Source organism: Onishia niordana (assembly GCF_004798965.1).
GTDB classification, from domain to species: Bacteria; Pseudomonadota; Gammaproteobacteria; order Pseudomonadales; family Halomonadaceae; genus Onishia; species Onishia niordana.
The window spans coordinates 159354-175418 of the sequence record NZ_SDSD01000005.1 but is presented as its reverse complement, the minus strand read 5'-3'; the positions used below and the strand labels follow the sequence as shown (position 1 = coordinate 175418).

16 protein-coding genes and 1 pseudogene are annotated in these 16065 nt (G+C 60.1%); 4 read left to right on the top strand and 13 right to left on the bottom strand.

The genetic code is table 11. The features are described from left to right. Window positions 1-67: 67 nt before the first annotated feature. Complete coding sequence (locus tag ETC27_RS11200; protein WP_136255079.1) at window positions 68-1447, bottom strand: class II fumarate hydratase; 1380 nt, start codon at window positions 1445-1447, stop codon at window positions 68-70. Between the two features lie 306 nt (window positions 1448-1753). Between ETC27_RS11200 and ETC27_RS11195 the strand changes: the two genes are divergently transcribed. After that, window positions 1754-2122, top strand: a complete 369-nt coding sequence (locus ETC27_RS11195; protein WP_240724890.1) for a phasin family protein — start codon at window positions 1754-1756, stop codon at window positions 2120-2122. 343 nt (window positions 2123-2465) lie between these two features. Continuing rightward, window positions 2466-2966 carry a hypothetical protein gene (locus tag ETC27_RS11190; protein WP_136255078.1) on the top strand — a complete coding sequence of 167 codons (501 nt, stop codon included), beginning with the start codon at window positions 2466-2468 and terminating at the stop codon, window positions 2964-2966. A gap of 14 nt (window positions 2967-2980) precedes the next feature. Here ETC27_RS11190 and ETC27_RS11185 read toward each other — a convergent pair whose 3' ends face one another. From ETC27_RS11185 to ETC27_RS11175, 4 genes and pseudogenes are all read right to left on the bottom strand, one after another. Continuing rightward, window positions 2981-3349, bottom strand: coding sequence for a YchJ family protein (locus ETC27_RS11185; RefSeq protein ID WP_306462167.1), 369 nt, complete (start codon window positions 3347-3349; stop codon window positions 2981-2983). 39 nt (window positions 3350-3388) lie between these two features. Continuing rightward, window positions 3389-3496, bottom strand: a pseudogene (locus ETC27_RS17715) (SEC-C metal-binding domain-containing protein); the annotation flags it as partial. A 152-nt stretch (window positions 3497-3648) separates the two neighbouring features. Then, complete coding sequence (hda, locus tag ETC27_RS11180; RefSeq protein ID WP_136255076.1) at window positions 3649-4350, bottom strand: DnaA regulatory inactivator Hda; 702 nt, start codon at window positions 4348-4350, stop codon at window positions 3649-3651. Beyond that, on the bottom strand, window positions 4347-5423 hold the full coding sequence (locus ETC27_RS11175; RefSeq protein ID WP_136255075.1) for an AI-2E family transporter: 1077 nt from the start codon (window positions 5421-5423) through the stop codon (window positions 4347-4349). Before ETC27_RS11175 ends, hda begins: the two co-directional genes overlap by 4 nt. Before the next feature lie 111 nt (window positions 5424-5534). Between ETC27_RS11175 and purM the strand changes: the two genes are divergently transcribed. Then, window positions 5535-6626, top strand: coding sequence for a phosphoribosylformylglycinamidine cyclo-ligase (gene purM / locus ETC27_RS11170; protein ID WP_136255074.1), 1092 nt, complete (start codon window positions 5535-5537; stop codon window positions 6624-6626). After that, entirely contained in the window at window positions 6623-7366 is a 744-nt protein-coding gene (gene purN / locus ETC27_RS11165) for a phosphoribosylglycinamide formyltransferase (protein ID WP_136255073.1), read from the top strand. The genes purM and purN overlap by 4 nt, the downstream gene beginning before the upstream one ends. Window positions 7367-7541: 175 nt before the next feature. On the opposite strand, the gene lipA is transcribed toward purN, so the two are convergent. From lipA to mrdA, 8 genes are all read right to left on the bottom strand, one after another. After that, on the bottom strand, window positions 7542-8555 hold the full coding sequence (gene lipA, locus ETC27_RS11160) for a lipoyl synthase (protein WP_136255072.1): 1014 nt from the start codon (window positions 8553-8555) through the stop codon (window positions 7542-7544). Window positions 8556-8582: 27 nt separating this feature from the next. Then, window positions 8583-9260 carry a lipoyl(octanoyl) transferase LipB gene (gene lipB / locus ETC27_RS11155; protein ID WP_136255071.1) on the bottom strand — a complete coding sequence of 226 codons (678 nt, stop codon included), beginning with the start codon at window positions 9258-9260 and terminating at the stop codon, window positions 8583-8585. Continuing rightward, window positions 9260-9571, bottom strand: coding sequence for an HP0495 family protein (locus tag ETC27_RS11150; RefSeq protein ID WP_136255070.1), 312 nt, complete (start codon window positions 9569-9571; stop codon window positions 9260-9262). The genes lipB and ETC27_RS11150 overlap by 1 nt, the downstream gene beginning before the upstream one ends. Window positions 9572-9679: 108 nt before the next feature. Further along, on the bottom strand, window positions 9680-10882 hold the full coding sequence (locus ETC27_RS11145) for a D-alanyl-D-alanine carboxypeptidase family protein (protein ID WP_439331805.1): 1203 nt from the start codon (window positions 10880-10882) through the stop codon (window positions 9680-9682). A gap of 57 nt (window positions 10883-10939) precedes the next feature. Next, window positions 10940-11932 carry a septal ring lytic transglycosylase RlpA family protein gene (locus tag ETC27_RS11140; RefSeq protein WP_136255069.1) on the bottom strand — a complete coding sequence of 331 codons (993 nt, stop codon included), beginning with the start codon at window positions 11930-11932 and terminating at the stop codon, window positions 10940-10942. Beyond that, the gene (gene mltB, locus ETC27_RS11135; protein ID WP_240724889.1) at window positions 11929-12954 is read right to left on the bottom strand and encodes a lytic murein transglycosylase B; all 1026 of its coding nucleotides are present in this window, start codon (window positions 12952-12954) and stop codon (window positions 11929-11931) included. The genes ETC27_RS11140 and mltB overlap by 4 nt, the downstream gene beginning before the upstream one ends. 29 nt (window positions 12955-12983) lie before the next feature. Continuing rightward, window positions 12984-14147 carry a rod shape-determining protein RodA gene (rodA, locus tag ETC27_RS11130; protein ID WP_136255068.1) on the bottom strand — a complete coding sequence of 388 codons (1164 nt, stop codon included), beginning with the start codon at window positions 14145-14147 and terminating at the stop codon, window positions 12984-12986. Then, a complete protein-coding gene (gene mrdA / locus ETC27_RS11125; RefSeq protein WP_136255067.1) occupies window positions 14144-16027 on the bottom strand; it encodes a penicillin-binding protein 2 in 1884 nt (627 codons plus the stop codon). Before mrdA ends, rodA begins: the two co-directional genes overlap by 4 nt. Between the last annotated feature and the right edge of the window lie 38 nt (window positions 16028-16065).

Sequence of the window (16065 nt, the reverse complement as noted above, 5' to 3'; positions counted from 1 at the left end):
GCAGCACCTCGTCGTCCAGCACCTGGCGATGGCCCGGCGGGCTTCTGCCAGGTGCTGGACGCAGGCGTTATTTCGGGATGCCCCCGCGGGTCAACGCCTCGGGATCCAGCAGCTTTTCCAGCTCGTCACGACCAAGGTCGGTCTCTTCCTCAGCGACATCGAGAATCGGCCGACCCGCCTGGTATGCCTTCTTGGCGATGGCGGCCGCGGCGTTATAGCCGATCACGGAATTCAGGGCGGTCACCAGAATCGGATTGCGCGACAGGGGCGCCTGGATGTTGTCCTCACGCACGGTAAAGGTCGCGATGGCGCGATCGGCCAGCAACATGCTTGCGTTGGTCATCAAGGTAAGCGCGCTATGCAGGTTGTGCGCGATCAGCGGCAGCATGACGTTGAGCTGAAAGTTGCCGCTCTGCCCGGCCACCGCTACAGCAGCATCCAACCCGATGACCTGAGCCGCCGTCTGGGCCGCGGATTCCGGAATCACCGGATTGACCTTGCCCGGCATGATGGAGCTACCGGGCTGCAGAGCTTGCAGCTCGATCTCCCCAAGACCGGCCAATGGACCGGAATTCATCCAGCGCAGATCGTTGGCGATCTTCATCACCGCACAGGCATAGGTCTTGAGGTGCCCCGAGAGCTCAACGGCCGCATCCTGGCCGGCAAGGCTGGCGAAGGCACTGTCGTTGGGCATCAGCGCCAGGCCCGTCTGATCACTCAAGACCATGGCCATGCGCTCGGCGAACTCAGGGTGAGCATTGACGCCAGTGCCGACGGCGGTACCGCCCTGTGCCAGACGCCCCAGCCGCACCTGACCGTCCTCGAAACGCTCGATGGCCTGGGATACCTGGCTCGACCAGCCCCTCAACTCCTGACTCATGCGTATCGGCATGGCGTCCATCAGATGTGTACGCCCGGTCTTGATCACGCCATCGAGTTCATTGGCCTTGGCATCGATACGAGATTGCAGGTGCGACAGTGCCGGCAGAAGCGCGTCCTTCACCGCCAGAGCCGCCGACACATGAATCGCCGTAGGAATGACGTCGTTGCTGGATTGCCCCATGTTGACGTGATCGTTTGGCCCTACCGGCAACTCATCACGGGAAGCCAGGTGAGCAATCACCTCATTGACGTTCATGTTGCTCGAGGTCCCCGACCCGGTCTGGTAAACATCAATGGGGAATTGATCGTCATGCTCGCCTTCGATGATCGCCCTTGCCGCCTGGTCAATTGCCTCAGCCCGCGGTTTATCCAGCAGGCCCAGATCGGCATTGACCTTCGCCGCCGCTGCCTTGATGCGCGCGATGGCATGAATGAAGGCCACTGGCATCGGCTGGCCGCTGACGGGGAAATTATTGACGGCACGCTGGGTCTGGGCACCGTAGAGGGCGCCAGCAGGCACTTCCAGCTCCCCCATGCTGTCACGCTCAATGCGAGTATCGTTCATCTGGCTGTCCTTCTTCCTTAGGAAAAAATCAGCTGGCTACCTTCGCATACACACTGCACAGGAGAACATGATACCCCCGCAGCCTTGTTCCTATACATGACCTGGTCGGCATGTTCGAGCAATGCAGCGCCTGCGGTTGTTTTCCTCATCATGCCAAGCTCGCCGTGGGATAGCGAATGCCCGTGGCAAGCGTCTAATACTCGCGGTGGCGACACAGGCATGTTGCACTGCAACAAGCGGCCTGCTATTGTGCACTGCAACGAAGGTCAACATCCTTCGTATCCAGTCAGTCTACGGAGGTGTGCAATGAACGATTTCATGAACAACATCAATTTTGGCAAGACCACTGAACAGCTCGAGACATTCTTCTTCGGCCCGGCCCGCGCTTACGCGGCGATGAGCCTGGACTATAGCGAGAAGCTCGTCGGCGCTCAGCTGGATGCCTTCAAGGCCTACAGCGACGCTAGCCTGAGTCAGGCGCGTGCCGCTATGGACATCAAGGATGCCGAAGGTCTGCGCAGCTACATCGAAGGCCAGCAGAATACTGCCAAGGACCTGGGCGAGCGCGTTAAGAACGATGCCGAGAAGGTGGTTGCCCTCAACCAAGACTTCGCTCAGCAGAGCCAGAAGCTGGTCGAGAGCAGCGTGAAAAGCGCATCTCAAGCCGCCAAGTAAGGCTAGAGCGTCGGGTGTTACCAACACCACGATGACGCCTACAAAAAGGCCGCCGATCATTGATCGGCGGCCTTTTGCATGTCTGGCCCAGGCGATGCCTGACACGAGAATAACACCAGGCGGAGCCCCAATCCGTTAGCGCTGTCCTCTTGCCAGTCGTCTAAACTAATGGATAACCTCATCGGCAAGTCGCTAAGCCAGCCTAGCGATTCGTCGGAGGTTATTACCGAGCACTGATCATTCGCATGGCTGACGCGCATCAATATGAAGCTTTACTAAGGGCCTTATGATGTGCGCTGGGTATCATCCGCTTATTCGCCGTCAACGCGACAAGGAGGCCATCATGATCGACAAGGTCAAGCCGCGCCTAGCCCTCAGTCCACGTCCAGAGCTACAGATTCAGCAGCTCTGGGCACATGAACAAGCGGAAAAGCAGCGCTACCGGAGCGCCGCCTTTCATTTCCTGATGCTCGACCCGACCACCAGTCGACTGCTGGCTCTGCTAGGGACGGAGTGCGAGGCACGATTAGCCAGACTAGCCCCCTTTACGCATGACATGGACATGACCGACATCGCTCATGAGCAAGGCCATTTCAGCCTGGTGTCGCTCGCCCACGACGATGAGCCTGCCACCGTTGCCCGCCGACAATTTAGCCAAGCGATTGCCGCGGCAAAACGTGCGCTATACGTCTACGAGTCCATGTGCGAATCCAGCGTCACGCTATCGCTTCAGACATTTCTCAATGAAGGCTGCACTCAGAAGCGGGCTGAGCATCAACTCTTGCTAGAACACCTGGAAATGCTACCGCTTCCTGCATCCAGGCCTTCGTCTGCGGACAAATAGCCCTCAACACTCCCTTACTGGGCGCAACACTTCTTAAGCTTGCGTCCGCTACCGCAGGGGCAGGCATCATTACGACCGGGCTTCAATGACATCACCTGTGCATCACCGTCCACGTATACCCACCGGCCATTCAGAAGCGTGAAGTTTGACACCTCTTCGAGACACTGCCAGCGCCCACGCTCCTTGAAGGTCGCGCGAAAGTGCACCCAGCCACTCAACGGCCTTTCCCCTTCGCCTTGCTGTTGGCCGTCATCCAACACCTCAAGTCGCTTCCAGTCAGTCGCATCGGCAAGCCCCATCTCTACCGGGCAGGTGTCGGGATGCCAGGTCCAGCGCAGATAATCTTCCTGATGCAACACAAAGGCCGTGAAGCGTGAGCGCATCAGCGCTTCGACACTCTCGGCGGGCGCGCCTCGATGGAGTGGCGCACAACACTCAGCGTAAGAGACGCCGCGGCCACAGGGACAAGCGGCGCCAGGCCTATAGCCTGGTGACGAATCGGGTGAAAGGTCTTTCGAGATCGTGCTCATGGGACTAGAGGGCTCGTCTTCGGGGAAGTCAATATGAAGGGTCGGTGACTAGCGCCAAACCGGTAGCGCTTTGCTGGTAGTCCTTGCTAGCAGTCCTTTGCCAGTCACCCCTTTGCCAGCCACCGTTTGCCAATGGAGGCTATGGACAGTGTCTACCAGTCCAACGCCTGTTTGACGAAGGGGATAGTCAATTTGCGTTGGGCCGAAAGTGACGCCTGATCGAGAGTCTCCAACACGCCCAACAGATCCCCCAGGCGACGCGGCCCCCGGTGCAGGATATAGCGCGCGACCTCATCAGGTAGCTGCATGCCACGAACTCGTGCACGTAGCTTCAGCGCCTCGAAGCGACCGGCATCATCCAGTGGCTTGACATGAAAGGTCATGCCCCAGGTGAGCCTCGACGCCAGATCCGGCAAGGCGATGTCGAGCTGTCGAGGCGCGGCGGGAGCGGCAATGACCAGCCGCTTGCCCGCATCACGAAGGCGATTGAAGCAATGAAACAGCGCCTCCTCCCAACGCTTGCGACCAAGCACCCGATGTAGGTCGTCAATGGCCACCAGGTCCAGGCGCTCGCTGTCTTCAAGCATATGCGGCGGAAAGTGACCAATCTCATCTAAGGGCAGATACAGCGCACGCTTGTCGCGATCACTGGCTTCGTGGCAGGCCGCCTGCAGCAGGTGACTGCAGCCCACCCCCTCTCCACCCCATAGAAAAAGGAAAGGCTCGCCCGCATCATCGAGCTGTGCGCGCAGTGTGCCCACAAGCGTCTCATTGCCGCTTTGCTGGAAGTTGGCAAACGTTGCATCGTCGCGCATACCCACGCCGAGCGGAAGCTGCGCTGCACCGGGCTTCATGAAGCCTCCTCATCCTGGCGTTTGATGCCATGAGCATCATATAAGGTGCTGTTTTTATAGTGTTCGTTAAGATAGCGCAACAGTACCATTATTACCGCGGCCACCGGCAGGGCTAAAAGCACGCCGGTAAAACCGAACAGCTGCCCCCCGGCCAACACGGCAAAGATGACCGCTACCGGGTGCAGGCCAATCTTGTCGCCAAGAAGCTTGGGCTGCAGCACCAGGGTTTCGACCAGTTGACCGGTGGCAAACACCGCGCCAACCCCCAACAGGGGAAGCCAGCTATCAAACTGAAAGATAGCCACTATACCGGCCACCGAGATACCCACGATGACACCCAGATACGGCACAATGCTGACCAGACCCGACAGCAGGCCGATCAGCAACGCAAAGCGTAGGCCCAGAAAGGTCAGGCCCAACGCATAGATGACACCCAGGCACAGCATCACGATCAGCTGGCCCCGCAGAAAAGACGACAACACTTCGTCGCATTCCCCTGCCAGGCGCACCACCGCCGGCTCCCATTGGCGTGGCAAGGCGCCATGCAGCTTGGCGGTAAGCCGATCCCAGTCGAGTAGCAGGTAGAAGGTCACCACCGGAATCAGGGCGAGATTCCCGACCCAGGCAACTAGCGCCAGTCCCGAGCGCGAGACTTGTGCCAGCAGCGTAGCGGCGAAGGTGCCGGTCTCTTTCCAGTTATCTACCACGGCCTTGCGCAAGGCATCGATATCCGTGGACAGGTCCTGCCCCGTCAGTGACTGAATCCAGGGCACCACGGTGGCCTGTACCCAGTTGAGCATGGCGGGCAGCGATTCGACCAGCTGTCCGATCTGGCGGCCAAGCAAGGGCACCAGCAACAAGAAGGCCAGCAGCACGACAATACTGAGTAGGAGGAAGACCAGTGACACAGAGAGTCGTCTCGACATGCCTCGCGCCTCCAGACGATCAGCCAGCGGATCTCCCAGGTAAGCAAGGATCATGCTGACGAAAAATGGCGTCAGGATCGGTTGCAGGCTGATAAATAGCCATATCAATCCTGCCAGGCCAAGCAATAGCCACCACTGTCTGCGCATTACGTCTCTCCCTGTTCGTGTGCGTCGCCACGGTGCGGTGTGGCCTTCACGATGCTACAATTCCGTTCCACTTTTGCCCCACTTGATGATCGTATTACGACAGGAAAGCCCATGACCCGCAGCCCGTCGGACTCCTCTTCTCCTTCTTCCGCCGATTCCGCCTCGCTGAGCTACAAGGACGCCGGCGTGGACATCGACGCCGGTAACGCCCTGGTCGATCGCATCAAGGGCGTTGCCAAGCGTACCACTCGCCCCGAGGTAATGGGGGGTCTTGGCGGCTTCGGTGCACTCTGTGAACTGCCGAGCGGCTATCGCCAGCCAGTGCTGGTCTCAGGCACCGATGGCGTCGGCACCAAGCTGCGCCTCGCCATGGATATCGGCAAGCATGACACCATTGGCATCGATCTGGTGGCCATGTGCGTCAATGATCTGGTAGTTGCCGGCGCCGAACCGCTGTTCTTCCTCGACTACTATGCCACGGGCAAGCTCGATGTGGACATCGCTGCCGACGTGGTAACCGGCATCGGCGAAGGCTGCGCTCAGTCCGGCTGCGCCCTGGTGGGGGGCGAGACCGCCGAGATGCCCGGCATGTATGAAGGCAACGACTATGACCTGGCCGGTTTCTGCGTCGGCGTGGTCGAGAAAGACGAGATCCTCGATGGTAGCCGTGTCGGCGAGGGCGATGTGCTGCTAGGCCTCGCCTCCTCGGGGCCGCACTCTAATGGCTATTCACTGATTCGCAAGATTCTCGACATCAGCGGTGCTGACCTCGATACCGAGATCGATGGCGTATCACTGCGCGATGCGCTGATCGCCCCGACCCGCATCTACGTCAAGCCCCTGCTGTCTCTGATCAAGGAAAGCGGCGTTTCCGTGCATGCGTTGTCACACATCACCGGCGGCGGTTTATCCGAGAACATCCCACGTGTCCTGCCCGACACACTGGGGGCGCGCATCGACGTCAATGCCTGGAAGCGACCGGCGATCTTTGACTGGCTGCAGACCCAGGGCAATGTCGATGAGCAAGAAATGCATCGGGTGCTCAACTGCGGTATCGGCATGGTAATCGCCGTCTCGGCTAACGATGCCGATACCGCAAAGGCTCACCTGGAAGCACAGGGTGAAACCGTCTACCAGCTGGGTAACATCGTCGCTCGCAGCGAGGAACAAGAACAGGTCACGTTGGAGAATCTCAAGGCATGAGCGAGGAAACCGACAACCTCAATGGCTTCGAGGCCGAGCAGGCCAGCACCCCTCGGGTGGTCGTGCTGATCTCGGGTAACGGCAGCAACCTGCAGGCACTGATCGACGCCCAATCCTACGATGAGCTGGGCGGCGAGATCGTCGCGGTGATCTCCAACAAGGCAGATGCCTATGGCCTCAAGCGCGCTCGGGACGCCGGCATCGAGGCGGTCGCCCTGCCCCATCGCGAGTATGACAGTCGCGACGCCTTCGATGGTGCACTGATCAAGGTCATCGAGCGTCACGAACCGGACCTCGTGGTGCTTGCTGGTTTCATGCGCTACCTCACTCCACGCTTCGTCCAGCGCTTCTTCGGGCGCATGCTCAACATTCATCCTTCGTTGCTCCCGGCGTATCAGGGCCTTAATACCCACGCCCGGGCGCTGGCCGACGGCGTAACCGAGCACGGGGTCAGCGTGCACTTCGTCAGCGAGGAGCTCGACGGCGGCCCAGTCGTTGTGCAGGCTGCCGTTGACGTCACCCCCGAGGACACCGAGGAAAGCCTCAAGGCAAAGGTCCACAGCCGGGAGCACCTGATCTACCCGATCGCGGTGCGCTGGTTCCTCGAGGGCCGACTCATCCTGGCGGCCAAAGGCCCGACGCTGGATGGCACCCCACTACCCTCTCAAGGACTGCGCTTATCGCACGCCGATGCCGCAGAGGAATTGGACGAGGATCTGAGCGAGGAAGACGACGCCTGACGCTCAGTCCGGCGGGCTTGCTTTTTCGCTAATCGGCGTCACAGTGGCGCACACAAGAAGGCCGCACCCCTCGGGGCGCGGCCTTCTTGTGTGCGGACGCCTCTGTGGAGATGACGTCCTGGCACTGCTCGCCCCCTTACCAGGCGGGCCGAGCGATCGCGATTGTCACGGCGATCTACTTGACCTCGACGCCATGGGCCTGCTTGTCGGCGTGATAGGAGGAGCGCACCAGCGGACCGGAGGCCACGTGCTTGAAGCCCATCGCCTTGCCCTGCTCGGCGAACCAATCGAAGGTATCCGGATGCACCCAGCGGTCGATCGGCAGGTGGTTCTTGGATGGCTGCATATACTGACCAAGTGTCAGCATATCGACGCCGTGGGCACGCAGATCGCGCATCACCTCGATGACCTGCTCGTCGGTCTCACCGACGCCGAGCATCAGCCCGGACTTGGTCATCACATCGGGACGACGCTCCTTGTAGCCCTTGAGCAAGTCCAGTGACCACTGATAGTCGGCCCCCGGGCGCACCTTGCGATAAAGCGACGGCACGGTTTCCAGGTTGTGATTGAAGACGTCCGGCGGTGTCTGCTCGAGGGTATCCAGCGCCACTTCCATACGGCCACGGAAGTCCGGCACCAGCACTTCGACCTCGATCTCGGGGCTGTCGTTGCGGATCTCACGGATGCAGTCAGCGAAGTGCTGAGAGCCACCGTCACGCAGATCATCACGGTCCACCGAGGTCACCACGACATAATTCAGGCGCATCTCGGCAATGGCTTCTGCAAGCTCACGCGGCTCCTTCTCGTTGACCGCATTGGGACGACCGTGGGCCACATCGCAGAACGGGCAGCGACGTGTACAGATATCGCCAAGGATCATGAAGGTCGCGGTGCCGCCGTTGAAGCACTCCCCAAGGTTGGGACAGGATGCCTCTTCACAGACGGTGTGCAGGCCATGCTTGCGCAGGGTCTGCTTGATACGCGTGACCTCCTGAGAGATCGGCATACGTACCTTCAGCCAGTCAGGCTTGCGGGGCACGTCATCTGTGGGGATCACCTTCACCGGTATGCGGGCGACCTTCTCGGCGCCGCGCAGCTTGACGCCCCGCTCGACTCTGGCCTTCTTCTTGGCGGCGGCGGCAGCAGCGGCGGTAGACGGGCTTTCGGGGGTAGCGGTGCTCTCGGTCATGATCAGGGTATCCTGGGCTCGTAAACGTTAGGCACTCGCGCTCTGGTCGGAAACCAGAGAAGGCGGCATGCCGGGCTTGTCGGTGAGTTGCATGTTGCCAAGCCGAGCGGCCAGGCAACGGACCAGACGATGAGTTTCGACCTCGACATCAGGCGTATCATCGATCAGGTCGGCGAGCTGGGTCATGGCCATGCCAGCATAGCCACACGGGTTGATGCGCCCAAACGGTGACAAATCCATGGCCAGGTTCACAGCTACGCCATGGAAACTGCAACCCCTGCGGATGCGCAGCCCGAGCGAGGCAATCTTGTCATCACCCACATAGACACCCGGTGCATCGGGACGCGCCCTGGCCGCGATGCCGTGCTCGGCAAGGGCATCAACCACGGCTTCTTCCAAGGCGGAAACCAAAGTGCGAACGCCGATACCGGCTCGCTTGATATCAAGCAGAGGGTACATCACCAGCTGTCCGGGACCGTGATAGGTCACCTGACCACCACGGTCGGTATCGACGACCGGAATATCGCCGGGCATCAACAAGTGCTCGGGACGTCCTGCCTGCCCCTGGGTGAAAACCGGATCGTGCTGGACCAGCCATAGTTGATCCGCTTGATCGGCGCCACGATGATCCGTGAGCTCGCGCATGGCCTGCCAGACCGGCAGATAAGGCTGCCGGCCAAGCCGATAGACCTCGAGTTCGGGCATCAGATCACCATGTGCACGAGGCCAGTGGCCTTAAGATCGGCGTGCAGGGCGGCAATTTGCTCGGGGCCGGTCGCGGTGATGGTGAGTCGAACCGACTGGAACTTACCGTTACGACTATCCACCAGGCGCACCGTGTTGCGATCGAAGACCGTGTCGTGATCTTCGACGACCTTGACGACTGTTTCGCTAAGGTGGTCGACGGCATCGCCAACGATCTTCAGAGAATAATCACAGGGATATTCAAGCTCAGTGGCATGGGCTGAGGCGGGGGCGCCCGAAAGGCGCATGTCCCGCAGGGACTTGTCGGTCATGAGCATACTCGACGAATGGTTTGTCCAAGTATTCTACTCAACCTTTTCCCCTCAACCAAGAGCGGGCGACCCAGAGGGCCGCCCGCGGTCCTGGCTACACTGTGCGGTTCAGTCAAACAGACCACTGATAAAGCGACGCACGGTGTCCAGCAGGCGCTTGAAGATACCGCCTTGCTCGATACTTTCAAGCGCGACCAGAGGACGCTCACCGACAACCTCATCACCCAGCTTGACCTCGAGCGTACCCAGCCGTTCTCCGGCTTCAACCGGCGCATCGATCGATGACGGCAGATTCAAGCGTGCCGCCATTTCTTCGCCACGCCCACGCGGGACTGTCATGCTGACTTCGCGGTCAACCCCAATGCGCAGGTTGTTCTTCTCACCGCCCCATATCCGCGGGGTGGCCAACACGGCGCCCTGCGGATAGAGCTCCATGGTCTCGAAGAAACGAAAGCCGTAGCTCAAGAGTTTCTGCGATTCCTGAGCCCGTGCTTCGTCGGAGTCAGCGCCCATCACCACCGAAATCAGACGCATGTCATCGCGCTTGGCTGAGGCCACCAGGCAGTAGCCAGCGGCTTCGGTGTGGCCGGTCTTCAGGCCATCGACGCTGGAATCACGCCACAGCAGGCGGTTACGGTTAGGCTGGCGGATATCGTTATAGGTATATTCCTTCTCGGCGTACAACTTGTACTGCTCGGGATAGTCATTAATGATGTGGCTCGCCAACTGGGCCAGATCATGCGCGGAAGAATAGTGGTTCTCATTCGGCAGGCCAGTGGCGTTGACGAAATGGCTATTGGCCATGCCCATTCGATCTGCCTGCTGGTTCATCAGATCTGCGAAGGCGGACTCCCCTCCGGCGATATGCTCGGCAAGCGCCACACTGGCATCATTTCCCGACTGGATGATTACCCCTTTGAGCAGCTGACTCACGCTGACAAGGGAGCCCTCCTGAATGAACATTCTGGAGCCGCCCGTGCGCCACGCCTTCTCACTGACCAGCACCTGATCATCTCGGTCGATGTCGCCACGATCCAGCTCGTGCTCGACCAAATAGGCCGTCATCAGCTTGGTCAGGCTGGCGGGCGGCAGACGCTCATCGGCGTTATGACTGACCAGCACCTCACCGGTATCGGCATCCATCAGCATCCATGAAGAGGCCGCGAGGCTCGGCGGCGACGGGATCATGTTCTGTGGTCGGGGGCTATCGACTTCCTGCGCCTGGAGCGGCAGGGCAAAACACATCAGGCACAGCAGAAGCGCGGACATCAGGCGTTGGCCGAAACCGGCGCGGAACAGAGAGACTCTCATGACAACTTTTCTCGTGGCGTTGAGCGAAGATAATTAACGGTGACAGCGGCACGCCTTTCAGGTGCCGTCATGAATCACCAGGGTCTGACCGAAGCCTGCGCGTCGCAGGGCTTCGCGCACTGGACCTAGGTCCCCGGAGGCGGCCAGCGGACCGACCTGCACCCGGTGCAGACGAGCATCGCTTGTCACACGGACCGGACGATTGAGGGTGTCTTCCAGACGCGTCTTGAGGGCCTGGGCATTGCCCTGAGATCCCAAGGCCGCGACCTGAAGAAACACGCCGGATGCGGCATTGTCGGTGGCTGCATCACCCGCCGACCCCGTTGCTTGAGACTGAGACTGGCCAGCAGGCGCTTGCTGAGTTGGAGCGTCCTGATTCGCCATCACGGTGCCGGACGCCTCACTACCCGATACCGGCTCATTATCCGCGTCTGGCGCACTCTTGCCGGCGTGGCGAGCCTGCCAAGCGACCGGGTCGATCGCCTCGACCCTGACCCGGCCCGTGCCATTATCAAGGATATCGAGACGTGCCGCCGCCGCATAGGATAAGTCGATCTCTCGGTTCCCGTGGAAGGGGCCGCGATCGTTGACGCGCACGATCACCTGACGACCGTTATCTCGGTTGGTCACGCGAACGTAGGTGGGCAGCGGCAAGGAGCGGTGAGCCGCCGTCATCTCATACATATCATAGATATCGCCACTGGCCGTGGCATAGCCGTGAAACTTCTGCCCGTACCAGGAGGCAGTCCCCTCCTGACGATAGCCACGCGGGTCATCGAGAACGTGATAGGTCTTGCCCCATACTTCGTACCTCGAACGGTTGCCACCACTGGCACGCGGCTCGGGACGCGGTACGGCATCCGGTACCGTGTCCACATCCGGTGGCGTCTCTGGATAGGCATCACTTGACATTGCATAGCGTCCACCGGAGGTACCGGGCTGAGCCGATGTTTCGGTCGTGCCCGAGCTCGCGGGCTGTACGCTACCACCATTCGAAGCGCAGCCAGCCAGCACGGCGACTACCGGAAGCAGCATCCACCAGGGCTTCATATTGACTCCTCCCGGGCAATCGCCTCAGCAAGCTCAGTCACCGCCATGGCGTAGAGGTGGCTGTGATTGTAGCGAGTAATGACATAGAAATTGTAGAGACCCAGCCGGTAACGGTACTCGCCATCGGCCAGATCCAGCGCCAGGGGAATCACCTCGGCATCGGCGGTCAGGCGAGCCTGCTCGTCGGCAACAACACCGGCCTCAGCCAGGGAAGATAGGCGTACATAGGGAGGCCGCGTCTGATTGAAGGCGATTGCCTCCGAAGGCATACCTGTGCCGCTAGCCTCGACATAGAGCCTGCCCTCGGGGCGCCAGCCATGTTCGGCGAAATAGTTGGCAACGCTGCCAATGGCATCAACCGGATTGCGCCACAGATCACGTACGCCATCATCGTCGAAGTCGACGGCATAGGCGCGATAACTGGTCGGAATGAACTGTGGGTAGCCCATCGCGCCAGCATAGGATCCCTTGAGACTGCCCGGGGCGACACCGGCCTGATGGGTGATTTCCAGGAAAGCCGCCAGCTCGCCCCGGAAAAAATCACCGCGGCTCGGGTGATGGAACGCCAACGTCGCCAGCGAATCCAGCACCCGATGACTGCCAGTCACTCGTCCATAATCCGTCTCGACACCGATGATCGCGGCAATCACCGGGGCAGGAACGCCATACTCAGCCTCGGCGCGCTCAAACGCGTCTCGGTGTTGGGCGATAAAGGCCGCGCCGCCACGGATACGGTCAGGCTTCAGGAAGATGGCACGGTACTCATCCCAGCGCAGATGACGCTCGGCGGCACCGGCCATGGCATCCAGTACCTTCTGTCGATAGTCGGCATCGCGCAGGGCATTACTCGCCCACTCGCGCTCGACGCCCTGCTCGACCAACTCGTCGACCAATGCCGCTACCTCTGGATGAGTCGTCGGGTCGAAATCATCATGGGTGTCGGCGGCATTCGCCGCCTGAAGGCACAGGCCCAGCCCGGCGATCAGGGGCAACAGCGTCCTTGTCATACGTCCTGCAATCATCGATCAGGGCTCTCCGTGGTCAATGTCCCCTAACGGGGCAACAACCGCCGATGGGAATGAATGGACATGAGAATACCGAAACCGGCCATCAAGGTCACGCTGGAGGTCCCGCCGAAACTGACGAGCGGTAACGGCACGCCAACCACTGGCAGGATGCCACTGACCATGCCCACATTGACGAATACATAGATAAAGAAAGTCAGAATAATGCTGCCAGCAAGCAAGCGCCCGAAGCTGTCTTGAGCGCCGTTGGCCAACCATAACCCTCGAGCAACGATCAGCAGATACAGGCACAGCACCGCTAGCATGCCCACCAGGCCGAATTCCTCGCCGAGTACCGCCACGATGAAATCGGTATGACGCTCGGGCAGAAACTCGAGCTGGGACTGGGTGCCCTCCAGCCACCCCTTGCCGAATACCCCACCGCTGCCGATGGCCGTGGTCGACTGAATGATATTCCAGCCGGCCCCCAGAGGATCGCTTTCGGGATTGAGGAAGGTCAGCACGCGTTGTTGCTGGTAGGCGTGCATGTTCATCCACAGGAGCGGCAGCGCCGCTGCGACCAGCACGCTAAGGAAGGCAATGAAGCGCCAGGACAATCCGGCCAGCAGCACGACGAATACTGCCGCCATTGCCACCAGCAGCGAGGTTCCAAGATCTGGTTGGCGAGCGATCAAGACCACAGGAACCAGCAGGATCAGCGCGCAGACCAGCAGATCCGGAAGCCGTGGCGGCAGCTGACGTCGCCCCAGATAAGCCGCCAGCATCATCGGCATGGCCAGTTTCATCAACTCTGAGGGCTGAAAGCGCATCACCCCGGGAATCACCAGCCAGCGTTGAGCCCCCATACCGACATCGCCCATCACCTCCACCGCCACCAGGGTCAGCAAGGTTCCTCCATAGGCCAGGGGCGACCAGCGCATCAGGGTCACTGGCGATAACTGGGCAAGCAAGAACATCACTAACAGGGCGACGCCCAAGCGAATGGCTTGGGCTTCCACCACAGCCATGCTCTGGCCGCTGGCACTGTAGAGCACTACCAAGCCAGCTCCCATTAACACGAGCAGCAACAGCAGAAGCCAAGGATCAACATGAGCTCGCATCCACAGGCTCTTGCGACGCGACATGCCACTCTGCGGTGGCCTGACAGGTCGGCCACGCATGGACCTGGCCAGATCATTCAGGGCCGTCATGCGTCATCCTCCGTGCCATTCGCTTCCTCGGATTCATCGTCTTTATCCGAAATCCAGGCATCGGCCATGTCACGTGCCAGGTAGGATGCGTGGCTACTCCCACCACCGGCATTCTCGACAACCACCGATATCGCGATCTGGGGGTCATCCACCGGCGCGAAGGCGATAAACAACGCATGGTCACGCAGACGCTCGGCAAGCTCATCGGCGTTGTATTTTTCGTCTTGCCCCAACGAAAACACCTGGGCAGTGCCCGATTTCCCGCCCATACGATATTCGAGGCCCTTGCCGGCGCGCCGTGCTGTCCCCTCGCGCCCCGACAGCACATTTTCCATCCCTGCATAGATATCCTGCCACCACTCGGAACTTTCGAGTGTGATGTCTTGCTTGGTGTCGGGAAGGTCGACTGGCACCTCTCTGTCACCAATTTCCTTGGCCAGTCTTGGCTTGACCCAATGACCACGGTTCGCCAGCACCGCCGTCGCTGTCGCCAGCTGCAAAGGGGTGATCTGCAGGTAACCTTGGCCGATCCCTACCGACAGGGTTTCGCCGGGATACCAGGGCTGATTGAAGCGCGCACGCTTCCACTCACGTGAGGGCATGAGCCCTTTGCTCTCGCCATGAACATCTTCGGTGACACGCTCGCCGAAGCCGAATTCGTGCATATGTTCATTGATGGCATCGATACCCAGCTCATGAGCCAGACTGTAGAAGTAGGTGTTGTTCGAGACGGTAATGGCACGCTCCAGGTCAACCTTGCCATGCCCCCAGCGCAGCCAGTTGCGATAACGACGCGAATCGTTGGGCAATTGATAATACCCGGGGTCATAGATGGTCTGTTTGGGCGTGATTTCTCCTTCCATCAAGCCGGCCAGCGCCATAAACGGCTTTACTGTGGAGCCCGCCGGGTATTGACCACGCGCGGCACGGTTAAACAGCGGCAGATCGATATCATTCTGCAACGCCCGATAAGACGCCACATCAATGCCGGTCACGAACTGATTACTGTCGAAACCGGGGGTCGAGACCATGGCGAGGATTTCGCCAGTCTGAGGCGCGATGGCCACGATCGAGCCGCGCCGGCCATCCATCAGGTCAACGGCCAATGACTGCAGATCCTTGTCGAGGGTCAGGGTCAGATTCTTTCCTGGCACCGGGTCGGTGCGCCCTAGCTCACGCAGCACACGCCCCCGGGCATTGGTCTCGACCTTGCGCAGCCCCGCCTGGCCATGAAGCTCTTTCTCGTAGAAAAGCTCGACGCCCGTCTTGCCCATGAAGTGGGTCCCCGCGTAGTTGCCCGGGTCCAGCTCCTTGAGTTCTTCGGCATTGATACGCCCGACAAAGCCCAGTGCATGAGACATGATCTCGGCATCCGGGTAATAGCGCAGCAACTGCGCTTCCACCTCGACGCCAGGCAGGCGATAGCGATTGACGGCTAACTTAGCGATCTGCTCCTCGCTGAGATCACTCATCAACAACGCCGGCTGGAAGGGTCGCTGGCGCTGCCGGGAACGCTCACGGAAGGCGTCTATTTCAGCCTCGGGAAGATCGAGGAGATTGATCAACAGTTCAAGCGTGGCATCGATGTCTTCGACCCGCTCCCGCACCAACGTCAGATTATAGGTCGGACGATTTTCAGCCAGAAGCTCGCCGTTACGGTCGAAGATAAGTCCCCGTGTAGGGGGTAAGGGTTCAACGCGGACCCGGTTGTTCTCCGAACGCGTGATATAGACCTCGTGCTGGGCCACCTGCAGATACACCAGCCGCGCCATCAAGGCACCCGTGAGCAGGATCACGACAAAGGCCGCGACCAGCGAGCGGACGCGGAAGGTATGCAGTTCCTGACGTGCATTCTTCAGCGCCGAACGATGTTTACGCATGTGGGGCACTCGCGGATTCCAACAACATCAAAACAATC

Excerpts from the sequence above, each read along its gene's own strand:
- purM (WP_136255074.1), top strand. The coding sequence starts at position 5,535 with ATGACCCGCAGCCCGTCGGACTCCTCTTCTCCTTCTTCCGCCGATTCC.
- ETC27_RS11185 (WP_306462167.1), bottom strand. The coding sequence starts at position 3,349 with ATGCGCTCACGCTTCACGGCCTTTGTGTTGCATCAGGAAGATTATCTG.
- rodA (WP_136255068.1), bottom strand. The coding sequence starts at position 14,147 with ATGACGGCCCTGAATGATCTGGCCAGGTCCATGCGTGGCCGACCTGTC.
- ETC27_RS11175 (WP_136255075.1), bottom strand. The coding sequence starts at position 5,423 with ATGCGCAGACAGTGGTGGCTATTGCTTGGCCTGGCAGGATTGATATGG.
- ETC27_RS11150 (WP_136255070.1), bottom strand. The coding sequence starts at position 9,571 with ATGACCGACAAGTCCCTGCGGGACATGCGCCTTTCGGGCGCCCCCGCC.
- ETC27_RS11145 (WP_439331805.1), bottom strand. The coding sequence starts at position 10,882 with ATGAGAGTCTCTCTGTTCCGCGCCGGTTTCGGCCAACGCCTGATGTCC.
- purN (WP_136255073.1), top strand. The coding sequence starts at position 6,623 with ATGAGCGAGGAAACCGACAACCTCAATGGCTTCGAGGCCGAGCAGGCC.
- lipB (WP_136255071.1), bottom strand. The coding sequence starts at position 9,260 with ATGCCCGAACTCGAGGTCTATCGGCTTGGCCGGCAGCCTTATCTGCCG.
- lipA (WP_136255072.1), bottom strand. The coding sequence starts at position 8,555 with ATGACCGAGAGCACCGCTACCCCCGAAAGCCCGTCTACCGCCGCTGCT.
- hda (WP_136255076.1), bottom strand. The coding sequence starts at position 4,350 with ATGAAGCCCGGTGCAGCGCAGCTTCCGCTCGGCGTGGGTATGCGCGAC.
- mrdA (WP_136255067.1), bottom strand. The coding sequence starts at position 16,027 with ATGCGTAAACATCGTTCGGCGCTGAAGAATGCACGTCAGGAACTGCAT.
- ETC27_RS11195 (WP_240724890.1), top strand. The coding sequence starts at position 1,754 with ATGAACGATTTCATGAACAACATCAATTTTGGCAAGACCACTGAACAG.
- ETC27_RS11190 (WP_136255078.1), top strand. The coding sequence starts at position 2,466 with ATGATCGACAAGGTCAAGCCGCGCCTAGCCCTCAGTCCACGTCCAGAG.
- mltB (WP_240724889.1), bottom strand. The coding sequence starts at position 12,954 with ATGATTGCAGGACGTATGACAAGGACGCTGTTGCCCCTGATCGCCGGG.
- ETC27_RS11140 (WP_136255069.1), bottom strand. The coding sequence starts at position 11,932 with ATGAAGCCCTGGTGGATGCTGCTTCCGGTAGTCGCCGTGCTGGCTGGC.
- ETC27_RS11200 (WP_136255079.1), bottom strand. The coding sequence starts at position 1,447 with ATGAACGATACTCGCATTGAGCGTGACAGCATGGGGGAGCTGGAAGTG.